This window comes from Curtobacterium salicis (genome assembly GCF_011759505.1).
Classification (GTDB): domain Bacteria; phylum Actinomycetota; class Actinomycetes; order Actinomycetales; family Microbacteriaceae; genus Curtobacterium; species Curtobacterium salicis.
Genome location: NZ_JAAOYO010000003.1, coordinates 601,979 through 626,862 on the forward strand (window position 1 = coordinate 601,979; position 24,884 = coordinate 626,862).

The window sequence follows — 24,884 nt, forward strand, 5'->3', positions numbered from 1 at the left end:
CGACACCCGGAGTTCCACGCACACCAGCGCCGCGGCACCCACGACGACGCCGGACGACGGCCCGTCGCACCGGGGAACGGTCGTGCTCGTGCCGCGCGGTGGTGCGTGGGGTGACCGGGTCGCGGCGGCCGCACGGTCCCGGGGGCTCGTGCCCGTGGTGGTCCCGCTCATCACGGACGAGCCGCCGGCCGACCCGGGCCCGCTCGACACGGCGATCACCCGGCTCACCGCGGCGGCGGCGGCGGTGGCCGCTGGAGCCGGCGAGCCGTGGCTCGTCGTGACCAGTGCGACCACCGTGCGGGTGCTCTCGGAACGCGTGGCGAGCCTCCCGTCCGGTGTGCGCGTCGCCGCCGTCGGCACCGCGACAGCGCGGGCTGCCCGCGCGGTCGGCTGGCCCGTCGACCTGGTGCCGGACGACGCCTCGGCCGCCGGGCTCGTGACGGCACTCCCCGACGGCGCCCCGCTCGTCGTGCACCCGCGCTCGGACCTCGCCGCCCCGACCCTGGTGGACGGCCTCAGGGCGCGCGGCACCACCGTCCTCGACGTGGTCGCGTACCGCACCGTCGGGACCGGCGACGGGCAGATCGCCCTCGACCCGGCGCCGGACGTCGTCCTCGTCACGAGCGGCAGCGTCGCCCGTGAGGTCACCCGCCGCCTCACCCCCCTTGACCCACGGACCCGGATCGCCTGCATCGGCCCGGGCACCGCCACCGAGACCCGCGACGCCGGACTGCCCGTGCACGTCGTCGCCGCCGAACGGTCCGCCGAAGCCCTGCTCGACGCCGTCGTCGAGTCCCTCACCCCACACCCCGAACAGGAAGGTCACTCGTGACTGGACGCTTCCCCCAGGTCCGCCCCCGACGACTCCGCGCCACCCCCGCGATGCGTCGACTCGTCGCCGAGACCCGGCTCCACCCCGCCGAACTCGTGCTGCCGATGTTCATCCGCGAAGGCGCCACCGACGCCATCGACATCACGAGCATGCCCGGGGTGCAGCAGCACTCCCTCGACTCGTTCCGTCGTGCACTCAACGAGGCCGCGTCGGTCGGCATCGGTGGGGTGAACCTGTTCGGTGTGCCCGAGCACAAGGACGCCGTCGGCTCCGGCGCGACCGACCCGGACGGCATCCTCAACGTCGCGATCCGGGTGGCGAAGGAGGAGGTCGGTGACGCACTCGTCGTGCAGTCCGACCTGTGCCTCGACGAGTTCACGGACCACGGCCACTGCGGCGTGCTCGCGACCGACGGCTCGGTCGACAACGACGCCACGCTCCTCCGGTACCGCGACATGGCGGTCGCCCAGGCCGAAGCCGGTGCCGAACTGGTCTGCATGAGCGGGATGATGGACGGCCAGATCGCCGCTGCCCGCGACGCCCTCGACGTCTCCGGCCACTCCGGCACCGCGCTCCTCGCCTACGCGGCGAAGTACGCCTCCGCCTTCTACGGTCCGTTCCGGGAGGCCGTGGCCTCGACCCTGCAGGGCGACCGCCGCACGTACCAGCTCGACTCCGGCAACGGGCGCGAGGGGCTGCGCGAGGTCGAGCAGGACATCGAGGAGGGCGCCGACATCGTCATGGTGAAGCCCGCCATGAGCTACCTCGACGTCCTCGCCCGCACGGCGGACACCTCGCCGGTCCCGGTCTGGGCGTACCAGATCTCAGGCGAGTACGCGATGATCACCGCAGCCGCCCAGAACGGCTGGATCGACCGGGACGCTGCGGCCATTGAGGCGCTCATCGGCATCAAGCGCGCCGGTGCCGACGCGATCCTCACCTACTTCGCGGTCGACATCGCCCGCAAGCTCAACGACGAAGCGGGCCTGCGCACCTCGGGCAGCACCGCGGACGTCGCCGGCATCGCCACGACCGGGAAGGCCCCCGAATGACCTCGACGACGACCACGAACGACCAGCTGTTCGGCCGCGCGAAGAACAGCATCCCGGGCGGCGTGAACTCCCCGGTCCGTGCGTACGGCTCGGTCGGCGGCACGCCCCGGTTCCTCGTGAACGCGAAGGGCGCGTACGTCACCGACGCCGAGGGCCGCGAGTACGTCGACCTCGTCGCGTCGTGGGGTCCCGCGATCCTCGGGCACGCCCACCCCGGCACGGTCGAGGCCGTGCAGCAGGCGGCGGCCCGCGGGCTGTCGTTCGGTGCCTCCACCCCGGGCGAGACCGAGCTGGCGGAGCTCGTCAAGCAGCGGGTGCAGGTGGACGGCGACGGCCCGATCGAGAAGATCCGGATGGTGTCGACCGGCACCGAGGCCACCATGACCGCGATCCGCCTGGCGCGTGGCTACACCGGTCGTGACCTGCTGGTGAAGTTCGCCGGCCACTACCACGGCCACTCCGACTCACTGCTGGCCGAGGCCGGCTCCGGTGTCGCGACGCTCGCCCTCCCCGGCAGCGCGGGCATCACCGCCGAGACCGCTGCGCAGACCCTGGTGCTGCCGTACAACGACCTGGACGCCGTCCGTCGCGCGTTCGAGGAGCACTCCGAGCGCATCGCCGCCGTGATCGTCGAGGCCGCCGCCGCGAACATGGGCGTCCTGGCACCCGAGCGCGGCTTCAACCGGGCGTTGTCGCAGATCACCAGCGCGCACGGTGCGCTGCTCATCGTCGACGAGGTCCTCACCGGCTTCCGCGTCGGGCCCGCCGGGTGGTGGGGTCTCGAGGCGTCGAACACCGTGCCCGACGGCGCCGGGTGGAAGCCGGACCTCGTCACCTACGGCAAGGTCATCGGCGGCGGCATGCCGCTCGCCGCACTCGGTGGTCGGCGCGAGGTGATGGACTTCCTCGCCCCGCTCGGCCCGGTGTACCAGGCGGGCACCCTGTCCGGGAACCCGTTGGCGGTGGCCGCCGGCATCGCCACGCTCCGTGCCGCGACGGCCGACGTCTACGCTCACCTGGACCGCACGGCCGACGTCGTGTCGCGAGCGACGAGCGAGGCGCTGTCCGCCGAGGGGGTCGCGCACACCGTGCAGCACGCCGGCAACCTGTTCTCGTTCGCCTTCACGGACACCCCGCCGCGGAACTACGACGACGTCCGCGCGCAGGACGTCTTCCGGTACGCACCGTTCTTCCACAGCATGCTCGACTCCGGCATCACCCTGCCGCCGAGCGTGTTCGAGGCGTGGTTCCTCACCGCGGCCCACGACGAGCGTGCGGTCTCGCAGATCCTCGACGCGCTGCCCGCCGCCGCGAAGGCCGCCGCTGCCGCCTGACTGACCCCCCCTCCCGTAAAACGCAACGTCGGCGTCGTCGCGCAGCGCGGTACCGCTGCGAGATGGCGCCGACGTTGCGTTCCGCGGACCGGACGGGCCGGACGGGCGGGCCGGCCGGCCGGGAGGGACGGGGCGGCTAGTCCGCGCGCCGCGCGTGCCAGCGACCACCGCTCCGCTCGACCGCCAGCGGGAAGTCGAACGCGGCCGACACCCGGCCCGAGGTGATGACCTCGTCCGCGTGCCCCTCGGCCACGACGGCCCCGTCGCGCAGCAGCATCGCGTGCGAGGTGGACGCCGGCAGGTCCTCGAGGTGGTGGGTGACCATCACGCTGCCGAGCTCCGGCTGCCGCACCCGCAGCGCGTCGACGGTCTCGAGCAGGTGCTCCCGCGCGGCGACGTCGAGCCCGGTGGCGGGTTCGTCGAGCAGCAGCAGCCGGGGTTCGGACATGAGCGCCCGGGCGATGAGTGCGCGTCCGCGTTCGCCCTGGGACAGCACCGGCCAGCGGGCGTCCCGGCGCGCGGACAGCCCGACGTCGGCGACGTGCTGCTCGGCGCGGGCGACCTGCTCGGCGCTCGGCTCCCACCGCACCATGAGGTCCGTCGTGCCGGTCAGTCCGGTGAGCACGGTCTCCAGCACGGTGAGCGGCGAGAGCATCCGGTGCCGTGGGTCGACGTGCCCGATGTGCTCGCGGAGCTCCCGGACGTCGACCCGGCCCAGGCGGTGCCCGAGCAGGTCGACGGTGCCGGCGGAGGGGTGCCCGGTCGCCCCGAGGACCGCGAGCAGGGTGGACTTGCCGGCGCCGTTCGGGCCGAGCAGCGCCCAGTGCTCGCCGGCCCGGACGGTCAGGTCGACGTCGTGCAGCAGGTCACGGCCGCCGCGGGTGACCCGGAGTCCGGACGCGTGGAGGAGGACGTCGGTCATCAGTCCATCCTCGCGCACCTCGTGGGGTCCGCGTTCGGTCAGGCCTTCGCGGCCCGGGCGGTGGCGAGGTGCTCGGCCATCGCGCGACCGAGGCCGCGGACGAGTGCTCCACCCGCTTCACCGTCGCGGCCCTTCGCCGCGGCACGGAAGCCGTCGAGGGCCTGCGCCACGTCCCAGAAGACGAACTCGGGCTCGCCGATCCGGACGAACTTCGCGCGGTTCAGCAGCGATTCGCTCGTCTTGATCAGCAGTTCGTTGCCGGACTTCTGCACCATGAACGCGATCGCCCGGTCGATGTCGTCGTTGAGGGCGCGGTCCTCGGCCTTCGCGTGGGCGCGCATGTCGTCGAGGATCGCGCCGAAGGCCTTCACGTCGGCGTCCTCGAAGCGGGGGAAGGACCAGCGTGCAGCGAGCTCACCGAAGCCGAAGAGCATCTGGAACGCGTCGTCGTAGGCCTCACGCGTGGGGGAGGCGACGCGGGTGTACCGGTTCGCCTCCATCTCGACCAGGCCGTAGTCGACGAGCTTGGCGATCGCCTCGCGGATCGGCGTGCGACTGACACCCAGCCAGGCGACGAGCTCGTCGTCGTTGAGACGCTCGCCGGCCTGCAGGGTGCCGTCCTGGATCGCCCCGAGCATCTTCTCGAGGACGACGTCCCGGAGGAGCTTGCGCGGCGAGTTCTCGACGGTCGACTTGGGTACCGGCATCCGGGTCTCCTTCAGAAGGTGTTCGGTATTCAAATCCTAACGTGACATTGTGCAAACGCTTGCGAAGAATCGACGGGAGGCACGGATCACCGCGTCACGTCGACCACGGTCCGCCCGTGCACCCGTCCCGCCACCACCTCGGCGCCGACGTCGATCGCCTCGGCGAGCCCGACGCTCCGCGTCACCGCCCGGAGCAGCGCCGGGTCGAGGTCGGTCCCCAGCCGCGCCCACGCCCGCTGCCGGAGGTCGAGCGGTGCCGCGACCGAGTCGATGCCGAGCAGGGACACCCCGCGCAGGATGAACGGCAGCACCGTCGTCGACAGGGTGGTGTACTGCGCGAGGCCGCACGCCGTGACCGCTCCGCCGTACTGCGTCGCGGCGAGGACGTTCGCCAGGGTCGCGCCGCCGACGCTGTCCACCGCGCCGGCCCAGACCGCCCGCTGCATCGGCTTGCCCGGCTCGGCGAACTGCGCACGGTCGACGACGTCCGTGGCGCCGAGGGCCCGGAGCGAGTCGCCGTTCTCCGGGCGACCGGTCGACGCCGTCACCCGGTACCCACGGTCCGCGAGCAGGGCGATCGCCACCGTGCCGACCCCGCCCGAGGCCCCGGTCACCAGGACCGGTCCGTCCTCGGGGGCGACCACGCGCTCGAGTGCCAGGACGCTGAGCATCGCGGTGAAGCCCGCCGTGCCGATCGCTGCCGCGAGGTCGTCGTCGAGACGCTCCGGCAGCACGACGAGCGCGTCCACCGGGACCACGCACTGCTCCGCCCACCCGCCGTGACGGGTCTCGCCCGCGCCGGCGCCGGTGAGGACCACGCGCTCGCCGACCGCCACGTCCTGCACGTCCGGCCCGACCGCGACGACGGTGCCGACCACGTCGATGCCCGGGACGAGCGGGTCGGTCCGCACCACGCCGGGATCGCCGGCGACGGCCAGGCCGTCCTTGTAGTTGACGCTCGACCGCGTGACGGCGACCAGCGCCTCCCGGTCGCCGGGCGCGGGCAGGTCGACGTCGGTGACGACGGGGGCGGCGGAACGGGACACGAGGACGGCGCGGGTCATGCGCGCGACGCTACCCCGGGCCTCCCGGCCGGGACGGCCCACCGGACGGTTCGCGCCCAGCGACACCGTTCGTCCCCGCGCGCGAGCGCTGTCGCTGAGCGCGGAACCCGCCCGCCGCCGCCCGTCTCAGCCGAACATGATGGCGGCCTCGTCGTACCGGTCCTGCGGCACGGTCTTCAGCTCGCCGAGCGCGTCCGCGAACGACACGTGCACGATCTCGGTGCCCTTCAGCGCGACCATCCGGCCCCAGCGCTCCTCGACGACCGCGTCGATCGCCGCCAGCCCGAGCCGGGTCGACAGCACCCGGTCGTACGCCGTCGGCGTGCCCCCGCGCTGGATGTGCCCCAGTGTCGTGGCGCGGGTCTCGATGCCGGTCATCTCCTCGATGAGCGGGGCGAGGCGCTCACCGATGCCGCCCAGACGCGGTCGACCGAACGCGTCCAGGCCACGCTCGGTGTGGGCGGTGTCCTCGTGGTCGGGGACGAAGCCCTCGGCGACCACGACCAGCGGCGCGCGTCCGCGGTCGTAGGCGGCCTGCACCCACTCGCCGATCTGCGCCAGCGACGTCTTCTGCTCGGGGATCAGGATCGCGTGCGCGCCCGCCGCCATGCCCGAGTGCAGGGCGATCCAGCCGACGTGGCGACCCATGACCTCGGCGACCATGCAGCGGGAGTGCGACTCACCGGTGGTGCGGAGGCGGTCCATGGCCTCGGTCGCGATCGCCACTGCGGTGTCGAACCCGAACGTGTAGTCGGTGGCGCCCAGGTCGTTGTCGACCGTCTTCGGCACACCGACGATCTGCAGGCCGGCGTCGGTGAGGCGCTTCGCGGCGGCCAGCGTGCCTTCGCCGCCGATCGCGACGACGGCGTCGATGCCGTGCCGCTCCAGCGTCTTCGTGATGTTCTCGACGCCACCGTTCGGACCTTCGAAGGGGTTCGTCCGGCTGGTGCCGAGGATCGTCCCGCCCTGCTTCGCGATGCCCTGGATGTCCTTCCGGCCGAGCGGCACGATGTCGCCCTCGACCACACCCCGCCAGCCGTCCCGGAAGCCGACGAACTCGTGGCCGTGGATGGCGATGCCCTTGAGCACGATGGCGCGGATGACCGCGTTGAGGCCGGGGCAGTCGCCGCCGGAGGTGAGGATGCCGATGCGCATGGTGACTCCCGTGGTCGGGTCCGAAGGGACGTGCCCATCATGTCTGACGGCGGTTCCGCTTACCATCCCTGCATGCCCTCCGTCCGTCCCGTCGCCGCGTCCCCGGCGGTCCGTCCCGGTGCGGACGACGGGGCCGGTCGCGTCGACACGGTGTACCGGCCGGGAGGCCCGGTGGACGTGGTCGCGACGCTGCGGCCCCTGTCGCGCGGCTCCGGCGACCCGGCGCACCGGGTGGTCGGCTCAGACGTGTGGCTCGCCCTCCGGACGCCCGAGGGGCCGGCGTCGGTGCTCCTCCGACCCGTCGGCGACACCGTGGCGATCAGCGCGTGGGGCGACGGTGCGCCCTGGGCCGTCGCGCACGGGCCGGACCTGGTCGGACGCGGTGACGACTGGGACGACCTCGACGTGTCCGCGCATGCCTTCCTCGCGCAGGCACGACACCGCCAGCCGGGGTTACGACTGCTGCGGACGAACACGGTCGTCGCGATGCTCGTGCCGGCGATCATGGAGCAGAAGGTGACCTCCCGTCAGGCCTGGCGCGCGTGGCGGTACCTCGTGCAGCGGTTCGGCACACCCGCGCCCGGACCGGCTCCGGAGGGCATGGTCGTCCCGCCGGACGCCGACACCTGGGCCCGGATCCCGAGCTGGGAGTGGCACAAGGCCGGCATCGAACCCGGTCGGTCGGCCACGGTGATGCGGGTCGTGCAGGTCGCACCCGCTCTCGAGCGGACGCTGACCCTCGGCCGCGGCGGCGAACTCGTCGCCAGTCGACTGCAGTCGATCCCCGGCGTCGGACCGTGGACCGCTGCCGAGACGGCGCAGCGGGCCCACGGCGACCCGGATTCGCCGAGCGTCGGGGACTACCACGTGCCCGCGCTCGTCGGGTGGGCGCTCACCGGCGGACCCGTCGACGACGACGGGATGCTCGAACTCCTCGAGCCCTGGCGCGGACACCGGGAGCGGGTGGTGCGGTTGATCGCGGGCTCGGGCTTCCGGAAACCGACGTTCGGGCCGCGGATGACGATCCAGGACCACCGGGGGCACTGAAGTTCAGCGGTGGTGCGCGCCGTCTCCGGCCAGGACCGCGCGGTAGCCCTCGCGGAAGGTCGGGTACCGGAAGGCGAAGCCCGTCGAGCGGAGCAGCGCGTTCGACAGGCGCTTGTCGCCGCCCGCCTGCCGGTCCGACGCCGGCCCGTGCTCCGGCGCCGGGACACCGAGCTCGCCGGCGAGGAACCGCAGCACGTCGTCGAGGCGGGCCGGTTCGTCATCGGTGCCGAGGTACGTCGGTGCCGGGTCGTCCAGCGTCGCGAGGTGCACGATCGCCGCCGCGGCGTCGTCGCGGTGGATGCGGTTCGTGTGCGGCGACGACACCTCGGCCGGGGCGAGTCGAGCGCGACCGGACCGCACCTGGTCGATCAGCCGCTCGCGCCCGGGGCCGTAGATGCCCGACAGGCGGAGGAGCACGGCACCCGGCGCCCGTTCGCGGAGCAGCGCTTCGGCCTCCACGAGGACCGTCGCCGTCGGGGTCCCGCCGGTCGCCGGTGTCTCCTCGGTGACCGTGCTGCCGTCGGAGACGTCGTACACCGCCGTCGAGGACACGACGACGAGCCGAGGAGCCGCGCCCGAGCGGTCGATGCCGTCGAGCACGTTCCGCAGGCCGTCGACGTAGGTCGCGCGGTACTCGTCCGGGTCGCGGCTGCCCGCGGCCAGGGCGACGACGACGATCGCGGTGTCGTGGGCGATCTCGGGCACGTCGTCGCGGAGGTCGGTGCTCCGACCCTCGATCGGCGCGGGCAGGAGCTCGGCGCGGCGCCGGAGGCCGACGACGCGGTACCCGAGGTCGGCGAAGCGCAGGGCGGCCTCGGTGCCGAGGTCGCCGCAGCCGGCGATGACGACTCTCTGGTGGTCTGACATCTGTCGACCCTCCCACGGATGCCGTCAGGGCGGTCGAGTCCGCCGCCCGTGCCGCCGGGCGACGACCACGTATGCTCACGACGAGGCCGCACTGTTCGCCGACGCAGCTTCCGTACGGAACGTGCCACGAAGTCGAACATCGATGCACGCCTGAGGGACATGATGGCCACCGTCGACGACGGACCGCTGCACCGGTCGTCCGTCGGCGCGCAGCCCGCGTGGCACGACGTCCGCATCGAGGCGGCCGGTTCGAGTCCCGATGCGGCGGTGGCCGAACTGAGCGGCTTCTACTCGGGTCACGACTGGGCAGCCGCCCCGACCGGACAGCCGTTCGCGTACCGGTACAGCGCCGTGGGTGACGGCGACGTCACGCTGCGGCGTGCGCAGTTCTCCGGCGCGATCCGCGGTGCCGTCCCGCCGACGGACGACTACATCGTGCAGTGGCTGACCGCCGGGGAAGGCACCCCGGACGTGCTGCACGACCGTGTCCCGATGGTCCGGGACGTGCCGATGCTGCTCCCGACCGCCCGCGAGTTCGTCTTCGAGTACGCCGACCACGACCAGCGCCTCGTGCACCTGTCCCGTCGACTCGTGCACGAGGTCGCGGACGAGCTCTTCCACACCGGGCCCGTCGACGATCTCGGCATCGACCACCTCCACCCGCTCGACCCCGCTGCGATCGCGCGGTGGCGCGGCAGCCTGCACCTGCTCTCCCGCGAGCTCCGGGAGGGTTCCGATGGCGGCGGCCTGGTCCGGTCCACCCTGTCGCGGGACGTCGTCGTGGCGTTCCTGCGGATGTACCCGCCGCGGGTGGTCGCGTTGCCCGCCGCGGTGTACCTGCCCAGGCGGGAGCGGCTCCGCGCCGCGGTGGAGTACATCCACGAGCACGTCACCGAACCGCTCCGGGTCGCCGACATCGCGGCCGCGGCGGGGTTCAGTGTGCGGGCCACCCAGGAGGCCTTCCAGCACTCGATCGGCCGCTCACCGCTCCACTACCTGCAGCACGTCCGCCTGCAGCGGGTCCGGCAGGACCTGCTGCACGCCGACCCGGAGACCTCGAGCGTCCGCGAGGTCGCCCACCGGTGGGGGTTCGACCACCTCGGTCGGTTCTCGGCGGCCTACCGCGTGGCGTTCGACGAGTACCCACGCGTCACCCTCCGACGGTGACGAGCCGCCGATCGGGCACCATCCCGGTCGTCCGGTGACCGCATGCACGACGACATGTCCGGTCACACATGTGGCCGGCCTACCGTCGGAGTCGGTCGTCGGTCTCTGGTGTCGGCGCAACACAGGAAGTCGGCGCTCGTGGACCGCATGCAGGCCATCACATGGCGACACGACTCCGGTGGGCACTGGACCGCCCGCCGCGACGGCGTCGTCGTCGGCACGATCGACCAGGTGCAGGGTTACGAGTTGCACTCCACCGACGGGACGATCCGCGGTTCGCACAACTCGCTCGGCAACGCGCAGGCGCAGCTCGACGCGTGGGCAGCGTGGGCGACGGGGTCGGATCACTCCTAGGGCGTGTCGCCGGAGGGGCGAGGGGTGCCCCCGGCCGTCAGGCGGCGGCCGCGTTCGCCGACGACCGGCACTCTTCCGGCGGTCGGCCCGCGATGGACTCCGCCGCGACGTCGCGGAGCCGCGCGAGACGATCGTGGGTCGCGGTGAGGGCCTCGACCTGGCGTCGGATGCGCTCGCTCTCCTCGTCGAAGTGGTCGAGCATCGTCGGCGTGGCGACCCCGGTGTCGAGGAAGGGCAGCAGTTCGACGATCCGGCGACTCGGCATGCCCGCTGCGTAGAGCATCTGCATGAAGCGCACCCGCGTCACGTCGGACTCGCGGTACTCCCGGTGTCCGCCCGGGGTCCGTTCGGACTCGAGGAGGCCTCGCTCTTCGTAGTACCGCAGCGACCGCACGCTGACGCCGGCCCGTTCCGCGAGCTCACCGATCCGCATCTTCCGGCTCCTCGACTTGATCCTGACGTTGACGTCAGGTCCTACCGTAGCGCCATGGACATCTCTGGAGCCACTGCCCTCGTCACCGGTGCGAACCGCGGTATCGGACGCCACCTCGCCGCACAACTGGCCGCTCGTGGGGCGAAGGTGTACGCGACCGCCCGACGTCCGGAACTGATCGACCTCGACGGCGTCGAACGTCTCGCCCTCGACATCACCTCCCCGGCATCCGTCGCCGCCGCCGCTGCCGTCGCGACCGACGTCGACCTCCTCGTCAACAACGCCGGGATCGCCACGACGGCGACCCTGTTGGGCGATCTGGACGCGGCGCACGCCGACATGGACACGAACGTCTGGGGCACCCTGTCCGTGATCCGTGCGTTCGCACCCGTCCTGGCGGCGAACGGCGGTGGGGGCATCGTGAACATCGCCTCGGGCGCCTCCTGGCTGGCCATGCCGGGGGCCTCCGCCTACGCGGTCTCGAAGGCCGCCCTGTGGAACATGGGCAACGCGTTGCGTCACGAGCTGGCCGGGCAGGGGACCACGGTGATGTCCGTGCACCTCGGGGTGGCCGACACCGACATGACCGCGGGGATCTCGATGGCCAAGACCGACCCGGCCGACGTGGCGCGCGCGACCCTCGACGGGGTCGAGCGCGGCGAGTACGAGGTCGTGGTGGACGAGCAGACCGCGCTCATCAAGCAGCTGCTCGCCCGGGACCCGAAGGAGCTGTACGCGGTCCTGGCCCAGATGCTCGCGGCGTAGGACGCAGCGGCGCCCGGTCGCAGCCGGTCCGTCGTCGGTCAGCTGCCGGACGGTCCGGTCTGCACCGTGACCGCTTCGCGCCGGACGGTGTCGACGACCGGCTCGTCGCGCGTCACGGCGCGGGTGGTGAGGGTCACGCGTTCCACCGGCACGACGGTCTTCGTGACGACCACGCGTTCCTCGTGCAGGACGACCACGACGGGCTCACGGTCGGCGGCCGGGCCGCCCGGCAGCCGGGTGTCGCCGGTGACCGGTTCGCGGGTGAGCCGGATCTCCTCGTGGCTGACGTCGACCGTGATCGTCCGCTGCTCGGTGACGACGACGCGCTCGAGCCGGATCCGTTCCGTCGCGTGACGCTCGGTCCCGACGCGCAGGCGCTCGTCGTGCAGGGTCACCTCCGCGCGGCCGTCGGGAGCTGTTGCGGACTGCTCTGGGGTGGCGGTCATGGTCTTCTCCGATGCGAGCGGTGGTGGTGGACAGGGGGACGGAGGTCGGCCCCGCTCGGCGTGAGCGGGGCCGACCTGGGGGGGGGGGGACCGGATCAGACCGAGCGACGGGCGCTCGTGGTCGACGTGGCCTGCTTCGCCGTGTGCGCCGCCTGCTTCGCCTGGTCGGTCACGGACGGCGCGTTCTGCGCGTGCTGCTGGATCTTCGGGGCCTCGGCCTCGGCCTTGGTCAGCATGGTCTCCCAGCGCTGCTGCATCGGCTTGATGAGGCCACCGCCGGCGCCGACGATGATGACGCCCGCGATGATCGCCAGGACGGCGATGAGGATGGGCGTGGTGACGGTCGTGGCGACGTCGATCTGGTTCAGCGCAGCGGTCGCGCCGATGAACAGGATGAAGACGGCGACGGCGTTGCCCAGGACCTTGCCGTACGACAGGCCGCCGAGGGTGTTCTGGATCAGGCCCTTGGCGCCGGCGGCGACCGCGGCGGCGATCACGATGATGATGATCGCGACGATGATCTTCGGCAGGAACCCGATGATGCCGGCGAGCAGGTCACTGACCGGGTTGCGGCCGAAGACCCCGAACGCGAACTGGAGCACGAACAGCACCAGCGTGTAGTAGATGATCTTCGACACGATGTCGGAGGCGTCGAGCTTCGAGTTCGACAGGGCCTTCTTGATGCCGCCACGCTCGACGGCACGGTCGAAGCCGACCTTCGTCAGCAGGCGGGAGAGCCCCTTCTCGATGAGCTTCGCGATGACGAGGCCGACGATGAGGATGAGCAGGAAGAGCAGGGCGAGCGGCACGAACGCGATGACCGCGGCCAGTCCGTTCTGCAGAGCGGCGGGGAAGTCCATGGAGGTGGGCCTTTCGGGTGGGGTCCATCGGGGTCAGGTCGGGGTGGAGCGCGGCGGCGGCCGACCGGAGGTCGACCGCCACCGGTGATCAGGAGCGGGCGTCGCGGTCGGCGACGGTCCCGTCGGTGGTGCGGGTGCGGGAGGCGTCGTCGAGCTCGATCTCCTCGTGGGAGACGTCCTCAGACACCTGCTGCTGCTCGGTGACGGTCTCGGTGCCCAGGCGGACGCGCTCGACGGGCACGGTCTCCTTGGCGGTGACGACGCGTTCCTCGGTGAGGACGACCTCGTGCTCCTCCTCGCTGAGGTCCGGGCCGGCGAGGGCGTCGGAGGCGTTCGCGTCGGTGATGGGTTCGCGCTCGAGCGTGACCTCGTCGTGGCTGACCGGGACGGTCTGGTCCACGTGCTCGGTCACGACGTGCTTGCGCAGCCGGGCGCGGCCGGTCTCGACCTGCTCGGTGCCGACGTGCAGGCGCTCCTCGGAGCGGGTCATGGCGTCGTCGGTCGTCGGGCCGGAGGTGTCGTGGCCCTCGGTGCCGGCGGTGCTCCCGAGTCGGTCGGCGTCCTGCTCGTGGTGCGTCGTCTCCGTGGTGGCGGAGTCGACCGTGCCGTCGCTGTAGTACGAGTACAGGGCACGCTCGTCGTCGGCGTGCAGGGCACCGTCGTCGTCGATGCGCGGCGCGTCCTTCACGAACGCCTTGTCGTGGGCGACGCGGACGACGCCGCCGTCGAACGTGGCGTCGTGCAGCGGTGCGAAGGTCTCGGACGTGCCGAACAGCCCGGTGCGGATGGTCACCCAGGTCGGGTCCTGGGAGTCGTTGTCGACGTAGACCTGGCCGACGGTGCCGATCTTGGCGTCGTCGCTGCCGTACACGTCGGCACCGACGAGGTCGTTGACGCTGTTGCTGTCGATCATGGTGGTGCTCCTTCTCCCCGTCGTGGTCGACGGGCTCGATGCGGAGTGCTCCCGAGGAGACAGGCGGGACCGCCGGGAACAGGGGTCCTCGATGCGTGGCTGCTGACCCGTCGGTTCTGCGCGACCTTGCGCACGGAAAAGGGGAACTCGGGTCGGTGGGGAAACCACCTCGGCGGACTTACGGTGTAAGCCCACGTCGGAGCTTACATCGTAAGGCGAGGTAGCGTGCAAGGAGAGGTCAGGAGCCATCCACCGTGACGGAACGCGACAGAACGAACACGAACCGGCCGAACGCGCCCCGACTCAGCCGGGACCTCGTCGTCCAGACCGCGCTCGACCAGATCGACCGGTCCGGCATGCAGGGACTGTCGATGCGGTCCCTCGCACAGGAGCTCGGGGTCGAGGCGATGTCCCTCTACCGGTACGTGCACGGCAAGGAGGACCTGCTCGAGGGCATCGTCGCGTCGCTGATGAGCGACCTGACCGCGCACCTCCAGGAGGCCGAGGGCGACCACTGGCAGCAGTTCCTGCAGACGGTCGCCCACGCGGTCCGCAAGATCGCCACCGACCACCCGAAGGCGTTCCCGCTCGTGGCGACGCGGCACCCGGCTGCGCCCTGGCTCCGCCCGCCGCTCCGGAGCGTCGAGGTCGTCAACACGTTCCTCACCGCCCTGACCCGGAACGGCTTCTCCGACGGGCAGGCCGTCAACGCCTACCGGGCGTTCAGCAGCTTCCTGCTCGGCCAGCTCCTCCTGCAGTCCGTGGTCCGCGGCGCCGAGGCCGGGCCCGCCGAGGAACCGCTCGACGAGGGCGGCGCGGACGTCCCGCAGGGCGACGGCAGCATGTCCCTGGACGTCGCGCCCGAGGTCCGACGACTCCGCGGCCTGCTGAGCGAGGACCGCAGCGACGAGGAGTTCGAGGTCTCGCTCGAGGCGCTGCTCGACCGCCTGGACCGCGAAGTGTCCCAGTGACCGAAGTGTCCCGGTGACGACCGCCTGACGCAGCCGAGCCTCCCGCCCGTCATCGTGACGGACAGGAGGCTCGGCCCACGCAGGGTGTGTCAGCGCGCGATCGCTACTGCACCGCCTTGTCGGAGTACCGCGTCACGGTCTGCGGCTGTCCGGACACCGCGCCCGTGGCCGCGGAGCCCTTGCCGTTGATGACGTGGTCGATCGTCCCGGCGTTCGTGTTGAGCGCGACGGTGGTCATGTCGTGCATCACCACACCCGGCCGGTCCGGCACCTCGAACGACTGCGTCGCGTGGAGTGTCGGGTTCACGTTCGTGAAGATGTAGCTGCCGAGGCCCCAGGCTTCGTGGGTCTTGACCTTGTCGGACACCTTGTACGCCGCCCAGCCGTTCGTCTTCTGGTGGCGCCAGGAGGCCTGGTCCGGGGCGTCGTACGGCAGCTCGTTCTGGAAGAACACGGTCCGTCCGCGCTCGCCGTTCCAGACGACGTTGTACTTCTGGTAGTGCTCGACGAACAGGCCGGTGGCGGTGACGTCGTCACCGTTCACGACCACGCCGGTGTCGGCGGTGTTCACGGTCCAGCCGACGGAACCGGCGACACCGTGGTCGGCACGCCAGGCCCAGATGTCGTCGAGGATCGTGTGGCTGCTGTTGACCTCGAGGCTCGTCGTGGCCTTGCCGACGTGCGGACCGCCGATGCGGAAGAACACGTCCTGCAGGGCGGTCGGGTCGGCGGCGCTGCCGGCGGTGGCCGGGTTCCGGTCGACCTTGTGGTGGCCGCTGCCGATCTTCAGCAGGGTCGGCGAGTTGACGGTACCGGCGTCGAAGGTGAGGCCGGCGATGTCGACGCCCCGGACGTCACCGACGGTCATCGGGACGGCACCGTTCTGCGCGGTGAGCGTGGCCAGGCCGAGGCCGAGCACGACGGTGTCGGCGCGCTTCACGGTGATGCTCGTCGCGACGTCGTAGACACCGGGCGTGACGAGCAGGTGCTTGCCCCTGGCGAGGGCGGCGTTGATCGTGGCGACGGAGTCCCCGGGGTGGGCGACGAAGAAGTCGCTGAGGGGCAGCGACCGACCGGGGGTGTGGCCGTTCGCCCAGCTCGTGCCGACCGAGTTCGTGGCGGCGCTGGGGACGAACACGCGGTACGCCCCGCTGTCGTCGACGTACAGGTACGGCTTCTCGCGCGAGACCGGGGTCGCCGTCAGCGTCGTGTACGGCGGGACCGGGAAGGACTGGGCGGGGGCGTTGAGGTCACCGGAGAACACCTGGTTCCAGACGCCGTTCGACCAGCCGGCGCCGAGGTCGCTGTTGCGCACGTAGAACTGCTGCTGCGAGCCGTTCAACGCTCCGCCTTCGAGCGCCGAGTCCGCGACGAAGCCGCCGCTGGCGTAGTTCGGGTCCTCGCAGTAGGGCATGAAGGTCGTGTAGTCCTTCACGTCCACGCGTCGCATCGGTGCGGCCTGTGAGACGGCCCACATCTCGTTGCCCGTGTGGCAGGCGTCGGCGGTCGGCACCACGTGGATGGTGAGGTTCGACACGGACCGCCAGAAGGTGTCGAGGGACCCGCTGCCGTTGCGGCCGATCGCGGTGACACCGCCGTTGATCGTCACGCCACCCGGGTCCTGTCCGAGGCCGTCGACCTCGGTGTAGTACCCGACGCGGATGTCGAGCGGGTTCGTCGCCGAGCCGTAGGTGCCGGGCTTGAACAGCAGCGCGTACCGCGCCGTGCCCATCTCGTTGTCGACCTGCTGCTCGTAGACCGCGTCCACCTTCGCCTGGATGTCCGCCTGGGGCATGTCCGGCGAGAAGACGAGGACGTTCTGGCCGAGGTCGGTGGTCGGTGCGGGGGCGGGTGGTGCCGCGACGGCGGTCTGGGTCGTGGCGAGGACGCCGAGCGCTGCTGCGCTCACCGCCACCGTCGCGCCGATGACGCGCCTGCGGGTTCGGGCCCGTCCGAGGGGCGCTGGGGAGAGGGGGTTCACCGTGACCTGCTTCCTTGCAGATGTGCGGACGCCGCCGGGCCCGGCGGACGTCGCTGTCGCCGGGGCGGACGACGACGGCCGCGCTGGTTGGGGTGGCGGAAGCGTAACGCCGTCGGGGTGGTCCGCAGGGAACGGATGCGGACGGACTCGTTGCGCGGATGATCCGGCCGGCGCGCGGGGGGACCAGCGCCCGCACCTGCGGTGGGTGGCGGACGGGGCGGGAACGGGACGAGCCTCCCGTCCGTCGTCATGACGGGCGGGAGGCTCGGCTCGTTCGGGTGGGTCAGCTCCGGCTGCGACGGCGTGCGATGCGCAGCAGGCGCGCCAGGCCGAGGAGCAGGATCCCGAGGGCGGCGAGGCCGCCGGCGGTCACCGCGAGGGGGGCGATGTCCGCACCGGTGAAGGCGAGACCACCGGGGGTGGTGCCGGTGCCGTTCCCGATGCCGGTCCCTGCGCCGTTCCCGACACCGTTGCCGGTGCCGGCCCCGCCGTCGGAGGGCCCGCCGGGCTGGCCGGGGGTACCCGGCTGACCGGGCTGACCGGGCTGACCGGGCTGACCCGGCTGACCAGGCTGACCGGGCTGACCGGGCTCGCCCGGCCCACCCGGCTGGCTCGGCCCGTCCGGCATCGTCCGGACGCTGACCGGCACCGACTGCATCGCCGAGGTGAGCCCACCGACGCTCTGCGTGATGCGGACCATGTGGGACCCGATCATCAGGCGGAGCATCGCGGACCAGTGCCCGTCCTCGTCGACGTCCACGACCACCGGGTCGCGGCCTTCGAGGGCGAGCGTGACGGTCGCCCCCGGTTCGGCGGTGCCGGTGAACATCCAGTCGACCCACTCGGCGTCGTCGACCATCCGGACCGAGCCCGGGGCGGGCGAGGTGACCGCGAGCGGCTCCACGGCGTCGACGGACACGGTCACCGGAGCGGCCGCGGTCGTCGTGGTCCCCACGGTCTGCGTCGCGCCGATCGTCCAGTCGCCCTCGGGCACCCGTTCGAACACGACCGTCCAGCGGCCCCGGTCGTCGGCGGTGGTCCGGCGCACCTCCCCGTCGGAGAGCTGCACCGTGACCGCGGCCCCGGCGGCCGCGCGGCCCACCACGGTGACGTCCGCAGTGTCTGCGAAGCCGTCGGCCGTGATGAGGGTGCCGGACGTCGGCGACGTGATCACGACGTCGTCCACCGCCGGCACCACGACCGTGATGCCGCTGGTGACCGGCTGCGAGGTGACCCCGCCGACGGTCTCCGTCACGGCGACGGTGTGGTCGCCCGCGGGCACGTCAACGATGGTGACCGTCCAGGAGCCGTCCCCACCCGCGGTGGTGGTGCCGGTCCGTCCGTCGATGTCGACCGACACGGTCGCACCGGGTTCGGCCGACCCGTCGACCCGGACGTCCGCCGTCCCGTCGGCGGCCGGCAGGACCTGGCCGTCGGTCGGGCTGGTGACGGTGACGGCGGTGGCCTCGACGACCGTGAACCCGACGGCAGGCGACGCGGACTGCGCGCCACCGACGGTCTGGGTGGCGACCACGGCGTGCGAGCCGAGGGCGACGTCCGGGACCGTGACGGCCCAGCGACCGTCGTCGTCGGCGGTCGTCGTGACCGGTGCGCGGCCGTCCACGGCGACCGTGACCGGGGCCCCGGCTGCCGCGGTGCCGCGGACCGGCACGTCGGTGCCGCCGCCGAGCACCCGGTACTCGGTCCCGCCGAGGGGAGCGGTGACGACGACCGCGTCGGCCGCGGCCGGCTCGATCGAGAAGTCCCGCTCGACGGGAGCCGAGGTCGTGCCGGTGACGACCTGGGTGACGGCGACCGTGTGGTCACCGGTGCGGAGGTCCGGCACGGTGGTGGTCCAGCGGCCGTCGGTGCCGACGGGCACCTCGACCGGGTCCCGGTCGTCGACGACGACCCGGACCGTGGCGCCGGGCTGGCCGCTGCCCGTCACGGTTACGTCGGCGTCCGTGGTGCCGGCCGGCACCACGACCACCGCGTCTGCCGCGGGGGCGTCCACGACCAGTTCCCGACCCGACGCCACGGAGAACGTGGAGCTGACCGGGGCGGAGGTCGACCCGTCGACAGTCTGCGTGGCGCGCACCGTGTGCGAGCCGACGCCGACGTCGGTGAAGTCGGCCGTCCAGGTGCCGTCGACCGCGGTGACGGTCCGCACGGTGCCGGTCTGCCCGTCGCCGCCGTCCAGGGTGACCCGGACGGTCGCGCCGTCCTGGGCGGCACCGCGGACGGCGACGGTGAGCGTCGAGGACGCCTGGGCGACCGGGATCGTCACGCCGTCCCGGGGGACCGCGATGGTCACCGGGTCGGCCGCGGCGACGGTGATCGGCACGGTGACCGGAGCGGACTCCGTGTCGCCGATGCGCTGCGTGACGCTGACCGTGCGGTCGCCCACCCCGATGCCCGGGACGGTGACCCGCCAGGCGCCGTCCTCGTCGGCGGTCGTCGCCACGACGTCGCCGGCACCGAGGTCGACCACGACCCGTGCGCCCGGTTCGGCGGTGCCGCGGACCGGGATCCGGACGGTGGCGTCCGCGTCGCCGGCCAGGAAGCGGTCGCCCGACCCCGGCGTGGTGATCCGGACCGGTGCACCCGCCACGACCGTGAAGGCGGAGTCGACCGGGGTGCTCGACGTCGATCCGTCGGGCGCGGTCTGCACCACCTCGACCGTGTGGTCGCCCGTGCCGAGCTGCGGCACGTCGACCGTCCAGGTGCCGTCGGTGCCGGCCGTGACCTCGACCGGGTCACGGTCGTCGATCGTGACGACCACGGTCGCGCCCGGTTCGGCGTCGCCGGCGACCGGGACGGTCGTGGTCGCGTCGTCGTCCGCGACGGTCACGGTGTCGCCGTCGCCGGGCTCGCGCACGGTGAGCGCAGCGCCCGCCACGACCGACACCGGACGCTCGATCGCGGCGCTCGTGGTGCCGCCGATCGACTGGGTGACGCGAGCGGTCCAGCTGCCGACCGGGATCGTCCGGACGGTCGTGGCCCACGAGCCGTCGTCCTGCACGCGGGTCGTCACCGACCCGCCGTCGCCCAGGTCCACGGTGACGACCGCGCCGGGTTCGCCGCGGCCGCCGAAGCGGAGGTCGACGGTGGCGTCGTCGTCTGCTGCGGTGAGCGTCGACGCTCCGGCGGGCCGGGTCACGGTGAGCGGTGCGCCGGCCGTGACCGAGACACCGACCGAGACCGGCGCCGAGGTGGCGCCGCCGACGACCTGGGTCGCGCTGACGCGGTGGTCGCCGACCGGGACGTCCCGGAAGCGGACGGTCCAGTCGCCGTCGGCCGTCGCCTCGGTCGTCGTCGTCTCCCCGGTGGACAGGCGCACCGTCACCGGGGCGCGGTCCTGGGCGGTACCGGTGACGACCAGGTCGACGGTCCCGTCCGGGTCGGCGACCGTGACCACGGTGCCGTCGCCCGGCTCGGTGATCGCGATCGGTGCGGCAGCGCGCACGGTGACGGTCCGGTCCGGACTGGAGGCACTGGTCCCGCCGACCGTCTGGCTGGCCGAGACCGTGTGGTCACCGACCGGGACCCCGTCGAACGTGACGGTCCAGTCGCCGTCCTCGTCCGCGGTGGTCGGGGTCTGCGTGCCGTCGAGCGTCACCGTCACCGGTGCGCCGGGCTCGGCCGTGCCGGTCACGACGACCGGGCGGGTGGGTGCGTCGCCCGGCAGGACGAGGAGGACCTCGCCGTCGTCGGGGGACGTGACCGCGACCGGCTCGGCAGCGACGACCGAGACCGTCGCGTCGACCGGTCCGGACGTGTCGCCGCCCAGGGTCTGGGTGACGGTGACGTCGTGGTCGCCGACGGTCAGGCCGGGCACGGTGACGGTCCAGGTGCCCTCGGGCGTCACCGTGGCGGTCCGGTCCGGGCCACCCGCGGTGACGACGGTGACGGACGCGCCCGGCTGTGCGGTCCCGGACACGGTGACGTCGGTGGTGGCGTCCGGTCCGGCGACCTGTACGGGCTCCGTCGGGCCGGTGACCCGGACGGGTGCGGCCGCGACGACGCGGAACGTCGTCGGCAGGGCGGTGGTGGTGAGCCCGTCGACGGTCTGCGAGGCGTTCACCGTGTAGGGCTCGGTGCGGGCGCCGAGGCCCTCCGCGTCGAGCACCCAGGCGCCGGTGACGTCGTCGGCACGGACCGCGACCGGGGCCGCACCACCGACGGAGACCTGCACGGTGGCTCCCGGATCGGCCGTGCCCGTGAGCCGGACCGTCGTCGTCGCGTCGTCGTCGACGACCACGAAGCGCTGACCGGTGGCGGGGGAGTCGATCGTGATCGCCCGACCGGCGACGACCGTGAAGTCGCGCACGACCGGGTCGCCGACGGTGCCGCCGACGGTCTGGGTCGCGGTGACGCGGTGGTCGCCGACGCCGAGCTGCACGGCGTCGTCGGACGGAGCCGTCCAGCGTCCGGTGGTGTCCGCGACGACCCGGATCGGCGCGCGGCCGTCGAACTGCACGCGGACGTCCGCGCCGGGTTCGGCGGTGCCGCTGGCGATCACGCCCGCGGTGCCGTCCGGCGACCCGCCGCCGCCGGCCGGGACCTCCTGGTCGGCGGTCGGGGTCTCGATGACGACGGCGTCGCCGGCAGCGACCGAGAAGTCCCGGTCGACCGGCTCGGAGGTGGCGCCGCTCACGGTCTGCGTGACCGTGGCGGTGTGTCCGCCCGTGCCGAGGCCGTCGAACGCGACCGACCAGGTGCCGTCACGGTCGACGGTGGCGGTGCGCGCCTCCCGGTCGTCGAGCGACACGGAGACCGTCGCGTCGGGCTGGGCGGTGCCGGTGACCGTGACGTCCACGAGGGAGTCGTCCTCGGCGACGGTGACGACGCGGTCCTGCGTCGGCGCCGTGACCCGGACGCGTGCGGCGGCGGACACGGTGACGGACTGCGTCTCCGCGGGGGAGGTGGTCGCGCCGGCGACCGGGGTCGCGGCGACCGTCTGGGTGGCGCGCACCGTGTGCGTGCCGACCGGGACGTCGTCGACGACGACCGACCAGGAGCCGTCGGTCCCGGCCTCGGTCGACGCGGTCAGGCCGGAGCCGAGCGTGACGTCGACGGTGGCTCCCGGCGTGGCGGTCCCGGCGGCGGGCAGGTCCGTCGTGCGGGCGTCGTCGAGCACGACGACGTCGGCCGGGTCCTCGAGCACGAGGGCGGTACCGGCGGTGACGGCGAAGTCCGTGGTGACCGCGTCGGACGTGCGTCCGTCGAGCGTCTGGGTCGCCGTCGCGGTACGCGGGCCGACCGGCACCCCGACGAAGGTCGCCGACCAGGACCCGTCGTCCGCAGCCGTGGTGGCCGCGACGAAGGAGCCGCCGATGCCGACCTGGACGCGGGCGCCGGGCGCGGCCGAGCCACGGACCGTGACCGGCGTCGTGGACGACTCGTCGGCGACGGTGATCGTGTCCCCGTCCGCGGGGGCCGTGATCGTCAGGGCGGGTGCCGCCGTGATGGTGAACGCGCGCTCGACGACGGCCGAGGTCTCCGCGCCGACGGTCTGCGTCGCGGCGATCGTGTACGACCCCGCCGGCAGGTCACGGACCGCGGTGGTCCACGTGCCGGACCCGTTCGCGGTGGTCGTCGCGGTACGGCCGGAGCCGAGGTCGAGGTCGACGCGGGCGCCGGCCTGCGCCGTCCCGGAGACGGTGACGTCGCGTGTGCCGTCGGCGCCGAGGACGGCGAACCGCTCGCCGTCCTCGGGAGCGGTGATCGTCAGCGCGGCGGCGCGGGCCACCGTGAAGTCGCGGGTGACGACCGCCGAGGTGGCGTCCCCGACGGTCTGCGTGACCCGAGCGGTGTGCGGGCCGACCGCGACGTCGGTGACGGTGACGTCCCAGGCGCCCGTGGCGTCGGCGGTGGTGGTGCCGGTCCGGCCGTCCCCGAGGTCGACCGCGACGGTCGCGCCGGGCGTCGCGGTGCCGGTGAGCTCCACCGGGCCGCTGGTCCCGACGACGCGGATCGTCTGTCCGGAGGTCGGCGTCGCGATGGTCAGGGCACGCTGCGCGACGACGCTGAAGGTCTGCGTCGTGCTGCCGGCCGCGGCGCCGTCGACGGTCTGCGTCGCGGTCGCCGTGTACGTGCCGACCGGGAGGCCCGGGACCGTGGTCGTCCAGGTCCCGTCCGCCGTGACGGTCGCGTCGGCCGTGCGGCCGGAGCCGAGGTCGACGGCGATCGCGGCACCCGGTTCGCCGCTGCCGCCGATGGTCACGCTCCGGGTCGCGTCCGCGCTCGGGACGCTGAACGGCTGACCGGCCGTGGGCGTGGTGATCGTCGGGGCGACGAAGGCGGCCGCGCTGACGGTCGACGTGGCGAGGTCGATCGTCGCCAGGTCGACCGCGGGCAGGATCGACAGCCGGACGGCGTGCACGCTGCGGGAGCCGGTGTCGGTCCCGCGGCCGTCGCGGAAGCCCGTCGTCGTGTCCTGCGCGTTGACGGTGAGCTGCACGACCTGGCGGACGAGCGCGGTCACCGGGGTGAGCAGACCCGCGACGGCGGTGGTGGTCGCCGTGACGGTGGCGCCGAGGTCGGTCAGGGCGTCGCCGGTGACCAGGGGCCGGACGATGCCGGCGAGCACCGGCAGGACCGCACCCGTGACGACCGGGCCGACCAGTGCGGCGAGGTCGAGGCCGGCCGGGCCGGTGGCGGCGACGGTCGGCGGCCGGGTGTCCGTGCCGAGGAGCTGTCCGATCGTGGTGTCGACGTCCACGTGCAGCGGCGCGAGCGTCGCGCCGAGCAGCGTGAGTCGTGCGTCCACGTCCACGCTCACACGCGTGGCGTCCACGGCGGTGACGACCGCGCTCTGCAGGGCCGTCGGCAGCTGCTGACCGAGGATCGTCGTGATGCTGCGGTTGACCGCGGCGATCGCGGCGTCGGTGAGCACCGGGGTGTTCGCGGGCTGGCCGTTCAGGGCGGTGAGCCGGTCGAGGTCGATCGTCACGGCACCGGTCCCCGGCACGATCGTGACGGCGCCGTCGGTGAGCGGCTGGTCGAGGACGGTGCGGACCGTCTGGTCGAGGTCCACGTCGACCGCTGCGGTGACCGTGGTGCCGGAGACGCTGAGCAGCCGTCCGAGCAGCGGGCGCAGCACGCCCGCCAACGAGTCGGTGAGACCCGTCGTCACGCCGGAGAGTGCCCCGTCACGGCCGACGGCGGCGTCGACCCCGTCGGAGAGTCCGGCGACGTCGTCCTGCAGCGCCGGCGTGAGGCCACTGAGGGCCGGGCTCTGCAGGTGCAGTTCGGCGCTCGCGACGTCGTAGGAGCTCTGCGTCCGGACGGGGGTGCCACGCGTCGCGGTGATCGTCGAGCCGAGCGCGCCGAGTTCGAGGCCGCCGTTCGCGAGCACGTCCGCGCCGACCCCCGCCGAGCGGAGCAGCGCGGTGAGGTCGAGCGTGGTGGCCTGGTCGTCGGCACCGCTGCCGACACCGAGTCCGCCGTCGCCGGCCAGGAGCCCGGCGCTCGCCGTCGCTCCCGTCCGGGAGGTGCGGGCGTACTGGTCGGACACCCCGAGGTCGAGGATCCCGTTGCGTCCGAGCAGCGTCAGGTCGTTGCCCAGGTCGACCCGGACGGCGTCGAGGGCCGTCAGGTCGAGCGGCTGCCGGGTGGTGCCGCCGTTCGTGGAGCCGGACGCGTTGTAGGCGCCGGCGAGCTGGGCGATCGTGTCGAGGTCGACGACCCCGGAGCCGCTGAGCACGACGCCCTCGGCTGCAGTGACGTCGGTCGGTGCGGCGCTCGCGGGTTCGAGCGCGACCGTGGCGGCGACGAGCGCCGCCACGGTCGCGACGACGGTGCCGCGCAGGACGGGGTTCCGGCCGAGGGCGACTCGTCGTCGAGCCTCCACGGGGACGGAACCGCTGGTCGGACTGGACCGGTCGTTCGCTCCGGCGGGTACGCGGGTACCACGGAACGACGCGTGCCTGCGCATGCGTGTCTCTCATCCTGGCGGGGATCCCGCCACCTGATCCTGGAAGTGCCTCCGGTGGTGAGCCGGAGGTGCAGG

At 73.2% G+C, this 24,884-nt stretch carries 19 protein-coding genes; 8 read left to right on the forward strand and 11 right to left on the reverse strand.

The genetic code is table 11. From position 1 onward, the window contains the following. The first annotated feature begins 82 nt into the window (after window positions 1–82). The 3 genes from E9228_RS11400 to hemL are packed head-to-tail and all read left to right on the forward strand — an operon-like array spanning window position 83 to window position 3,218. Window positions 83–832: a uroporphyrinogen-III synthase gene (locus E9228_RS11400; protein WP_166780660.1), complete on the forward strand. Its 750-nt coding sequence runs from the start codon at window positions 83–85 to the stop codon at window positions 830–832. Continuing rightward, the gene (hemB, locus tag E9228_RS11405; RefSeq protein WP_166780661.1) at window positions 829–1,884 is read left to right on the forward strand and encodes a porphobilinogen synthase; all 1,056 of its coding nucleotides are present in this window, start codon (window positions 829–831) and stop codon (window positions 1,882–1,884) included. Before E9228_RS11400 ends, hemB begins: the two co-directional genes overlap by 4 nt. Further along, window positions 1,881–3,218 carry a glutamate-1-semialdehyde 2,1-aminomutase gene (gene hemL / locus E9228_RS11410; protein WP_166780662.1) on the forward strand — a complete coding sequence of 446 codons (1,338 nt, stop codon included), beginning with the start codon at window positions 1,881–1,883 and terminating at the stop codon, window positions 3,216–3,218. The genes hemB and hemL overlap by 4 nt, the downstream gene beginning before the upstream one ends. Window positions 3,219–3,354: 136 nt before the next feature. On the opposite strand, the gene E9228_RS11415 is transcribed toward hemL, so the two are convergent. The 4 genes from E9228_RS11415 to E9228_RS11430 form a co-directional block, all read right to left on the reverse strand. Beyond that, entirely contained in the window at window positions 3,355–4,140 is a 786-nt protein-coding gene (locus tag E9228_RS11415) for an ABC transporter ATP-binding protein (RefSeq protein ID WP_166780663.1), read from the reverse strand. 38 nt (window positions 4,141–4,178) lie between these two features. Beyond that, a complete protein-coding gene (locus E9228_RS11420; RefSeq protein ID WP_166780664.1) occupies window positions 4,179–4,847 on the reverse strand; it encodes a GntR family transcriptional regulator in 669 nt (222 codons plus the stop codon). Between the two features lie 86 nt (window positions 4,848–4,933). Further along, the gene (locus E9228_RS11425; protein WP_166780665.1) at window positions 4,934–5,911 is read right to left on the reverse strand and encodes an MDR family oxidoreductase; all 978 of its coding nucleotides are present in this window, start codon (window positions 5,909–5,911) and stop codon (window positions 4,934–4,936) included. A 126-nt stretch (window positions 5,912–6,037) separates the two neighbouring features. Beyond that, window positions 6,038–7,066: a 6-phosphofructokinase gene (locus E9228_RS11430; protein ID WP_111075393.1), complete on the reverse strand. Its 1,029-nt coding sequence runs from the start codon at window positions 7,064–7,066 to the stop codon at window positions 6,038–6,040. A gap of 72 nt (window positions 7,067–7,138) precedes the next feature. Here E9228_RS11430 and E9228_RS11435 point away from each other — a divergent pair, with 72 nt between their 5' ends. Further along, window positions 7,139–8,113: a DNA-3-methyladenine glycosylase family protein gene (locus E9228_RS11435; RefSeq protein WP_208385846.1), complete on the forward strand. Its 975-nt coding sequence runs from the start codon at window positions 7,139–7,141 to the stop codon at window positions 8,111–8,113. Window positions 8,114–8,116: 3 nt separating this feature from the next. Here E9228_RS11435 and E9228_RS11440 read toward each other — a convergent pair whose 3' ends face one another. Beyond that, window positions 8,117–8,980 carry an NAD-dependent epimerase/dehydratase family protein gene (locus E9228_RS11440; protein ID WP_166780666.1) on the reverse strand — a complete coding sequence of 288 codons (864 nt, stop codon included), beginning with the start codon at window positions 8,978–8,980 and terminating at the stop codon, window positions 8,117–8,119. Between the two features lie 162 nt (window positions 8,981–9,142). On the opposite strand from E9228_RS11440, the gene E9228_RS11445 reads away from it, so the two are divergent. Further along, the gene (locus E9228_RS11445; protein ID WP_166780667.1) at window positions 9,143–10,147 is read left to right on the forward strand and encodes a helix-turn-helix transcriptional regulator; all 1,005 of its coding nucleotides are present in this window, start codon (window positions 9,143–9,145) and stop codon (window positions 10,145–10,147) included. A 147-nt stretch (window positions 10,148–10,294) separates the two neighbouring features. Then, entirely contained in the window at window positions 10,295–10,501 is a 207-nt protein-coding gene (locus tag E9228_RS11450; RefSeq protein WP_166780668.1) for a hypothetical protein, read from the forward strand. A gap of 37 nt (window positions 10,502–10,538) precedes the next feature. Here E9228_RS11450 and E9228_RS11455 read toward each other — a convergent pair whose 3' ends face one another. Continuing rightward, window positions 10,539–10,934 (reverse strand): MerR family transcriptional regulator, encoded by a 396-nt coding sequence (locus E9228_RS11455; RefSeq protein WP_166780669.1) that lies wholly within the window; start codon window positions 10,932–10,934, stop codon window positions 10,539–10,541. Window positions 10,935–10,988: 54 nt separating this feature from the next. Here E9228_RS11455 and E9228_RS11460 point away from each other — a divergent pair, with 54 nt between their 5' ends. Next, entirely contained in the window at window positions 10,989–11,699 is a 711-nt protein-coding gene (locus E9228_RS11460) for an SDR family oxidoreductase (RefSeq protein WP_166780670.1), read from the forward strand. Between the two features lie 38 nt (window positions 11,700–11,737). Here the strand turns inward: E9228_RS11460 and E9228_RS11465 are convergent, their stop codons facing one another. From E9228_RS11465 to E9228_RS11475, 3 genes are all read right to left on the reverse strand, one after another. Then, on the reverse strand, window positions 11,738–12,145 hold the full coding sequence (locus E9228_RS11465) for a YsnF/AvaK domain-containing protein (protein WP_166780671.1): 408 nt from the start codon (window positions 12,143–12,145) through the stop codon (window positions 11,738–11,740). A gap of 95 nt (window positions 12,146–12,240) precedes the next feature. Next, window positions 12,241–13,005: a mechanosensitive ion channel family protein gene (locus E9228_RS11470; protein ID WP_166780672.1), complete on the reverse strand. Its 765-nt coding sequence runs from the start codon at window positions 13,003–13,005 to the stop codon at window positions 12,241–12,243. 88 nt (window positions 13,006–13,093) lie between these two features. Then, window positions 13,094–13,918, reverse strand: coding sequence for a DUF2382 domain-containing protein (locus E9228_RS11475; protein WP_166780673.1), 825 nt, complete (start codon window positions 13,916–13,918; stop codon window positions 13,094–13,096). Between the two features lie 254 nt (window positions 13,919–14,172). On the opposite strand from E9228_RS11475, the gene E9228_RS11480 reads away from it, so the two are divergent. Further along, on the forward strand, window positions 14,173–14,889 hold the full coding sequence (locus E9228_RS11480) for a TetR/AcrR family transcriptional regulator C-terminal domain-containing protein (RefSeq protein ID WP_166780674.1): 717 nt from the start codon (window positions 14,173–14,175) through the stop codon (window positions 14,887–14,889). Window positions 14,890–14,992: 103 nt separating this feature from the next. On the opposite strand, the gene E9228_RS11485 is transcribed toward E9228_RS11480, so the two are convergent. Both E9228_RS11485 and E9228_RS11490 read right to left on the reverse strand, forming a co-directional pair. After that, window positions 14,993–16,798: an adenylyl cyclase gene (locus E9228_RS11485; RefSeq protein WP_166780675.1), complete on the reverse strand. Its 1,806-nt coding sequence runs from the start codon at window positions 16,796–16,798 to the stop codon at window positions 14,993–14,995. Window positions 16,799–17,153: 355 nt separating this feature from the next. After that, on the reverse strand, window positions 17,154–24,809 hold the full coding sequence (locus E9228_RS11490; RefSeq protein WP_166780676.1) for a choice-of-anchor G family protein: 7,656 nt from the start codon (window positions 24,807–24,809) through the stop codon (window positions 17,154–17,156). Between the last annotated feature and the right edge of the window lie 75 nt (window positions 24,810–24,884).

What these genes read in the sequence shown, in the direction of transcription:
- E9228_RS11470 (WP_166780672.1), bottom strand. Translation starts at nt 13,005, where the DNA reads ATGGACTTCCCCGCCGCTCTGCAGAACGGACTGGCCGCGGTCATCGCG.
- E9228_RS11475 (WP_166780673.1), bottom strand. Translation starts at nt 13,918, where the DNA reads ATGATCGACAGCAACAGCGTCAACGACCTCGTCGGTGCCGACGTGTAC.
- E9228_RS11415 (WP_166780663.1), bottom strand. Translation starts at nt 4,140, where the DNA reads ATGACCGACGTCCTCCTCCACGCGTCCGGACTCCGGGTCACCCGCGGC.
- E9228_RS11490 (WP_166780676.1), bottom strand. Translation starts at nt 24,809, where the DNA reads ATGCGCAGGCACGCGTCGTTCCGTGGTACCCGCGTACCCGCCGGAGCG.
- E9228_RS11460 (WP_166780670.1), top strand. Translation starts at nt 10,989, where the DNA reads ATGGACATCTCTGGAGCCACTGCCCTCGTCACCGGTGCGAACCGCGGT.
- E9228_RS11440 (WP_166780666.1), bottom strand. Translation starts at nt 8,980, where the DNA reads ATGTCAGACCACCAGAGAGTCGTCATCGCCGGCTGCGGCGACCTCGGC.
- hemL (WP_166780662.1), top strand. Translation starts at nt 1,881, where the DNA reads ATGACCTCGACGACGACCACGAACGACCAGCTGTTCGGCCGCGCGAAG.
- E9228_RS11465 (WP_166780671.1), bottom strand. Translation starts at nt 12,145, where the DNA reads ATGACCGCCACCCCAGAGCAGTCCGCAACAGCTCCCGACGGCCGCGCG.
- E9228_RS11430 (WP_111075393.1), bottom strand. Translation starts at nt 7,066, where the DNA reads ATGCGCATCGGCATCCTCACCTCCGGCGGCGACTGCCCCGGCCTCAAC.
- E9228_RS11450 (WP_166780668.1), top strand. Translation starts at nt 10,295, where the DNA reads ATGCAGGCCATCACATGGCGACACGACTCCGGTGGGCACTGGACCGCC.
- E9228_RS11425 (WP_166780665.1), bottom strand. Translation starts at nt 5,911, where the DNA reads ATGACCCGCGCCGTCCTCGTGTCCCGTTCCGCCGCCCCCGTCGTCACC.
- E9228_RS11445 (WP_166780667.1), top strand. Translation starts at nt 9,143, where the DNA reads ATGGCCACCGTCGACGACGGACCGCTGCACCGGTCGTCCGTCGGCGCG.
- E9228_RS11420 (WP_166780664.1), bottom strand. Translation starts at nt 4,847, where the DNA reads ATGCCGGTACCCAAGTCGACCGTCGAGAACTCGCCGCGCAAGCTCCTC.
- E9228_RS11435 (WP_208385846.1), top strand. Translation starts at nt 7,139, where the DNA reads ATGCCCTCCGTCCGTCCCGTCGCCGCGTCCCCGGCGGTCCGTCCCGGT.
- E9228_RS11455 (WP_166780669.1), bottom strand. Translation starts at nt 10,934, where the DNA reads ATGCGGATCGGTGAGCTCGCGGAACGGGCCGGCGTCAGCGTGCGGTCG.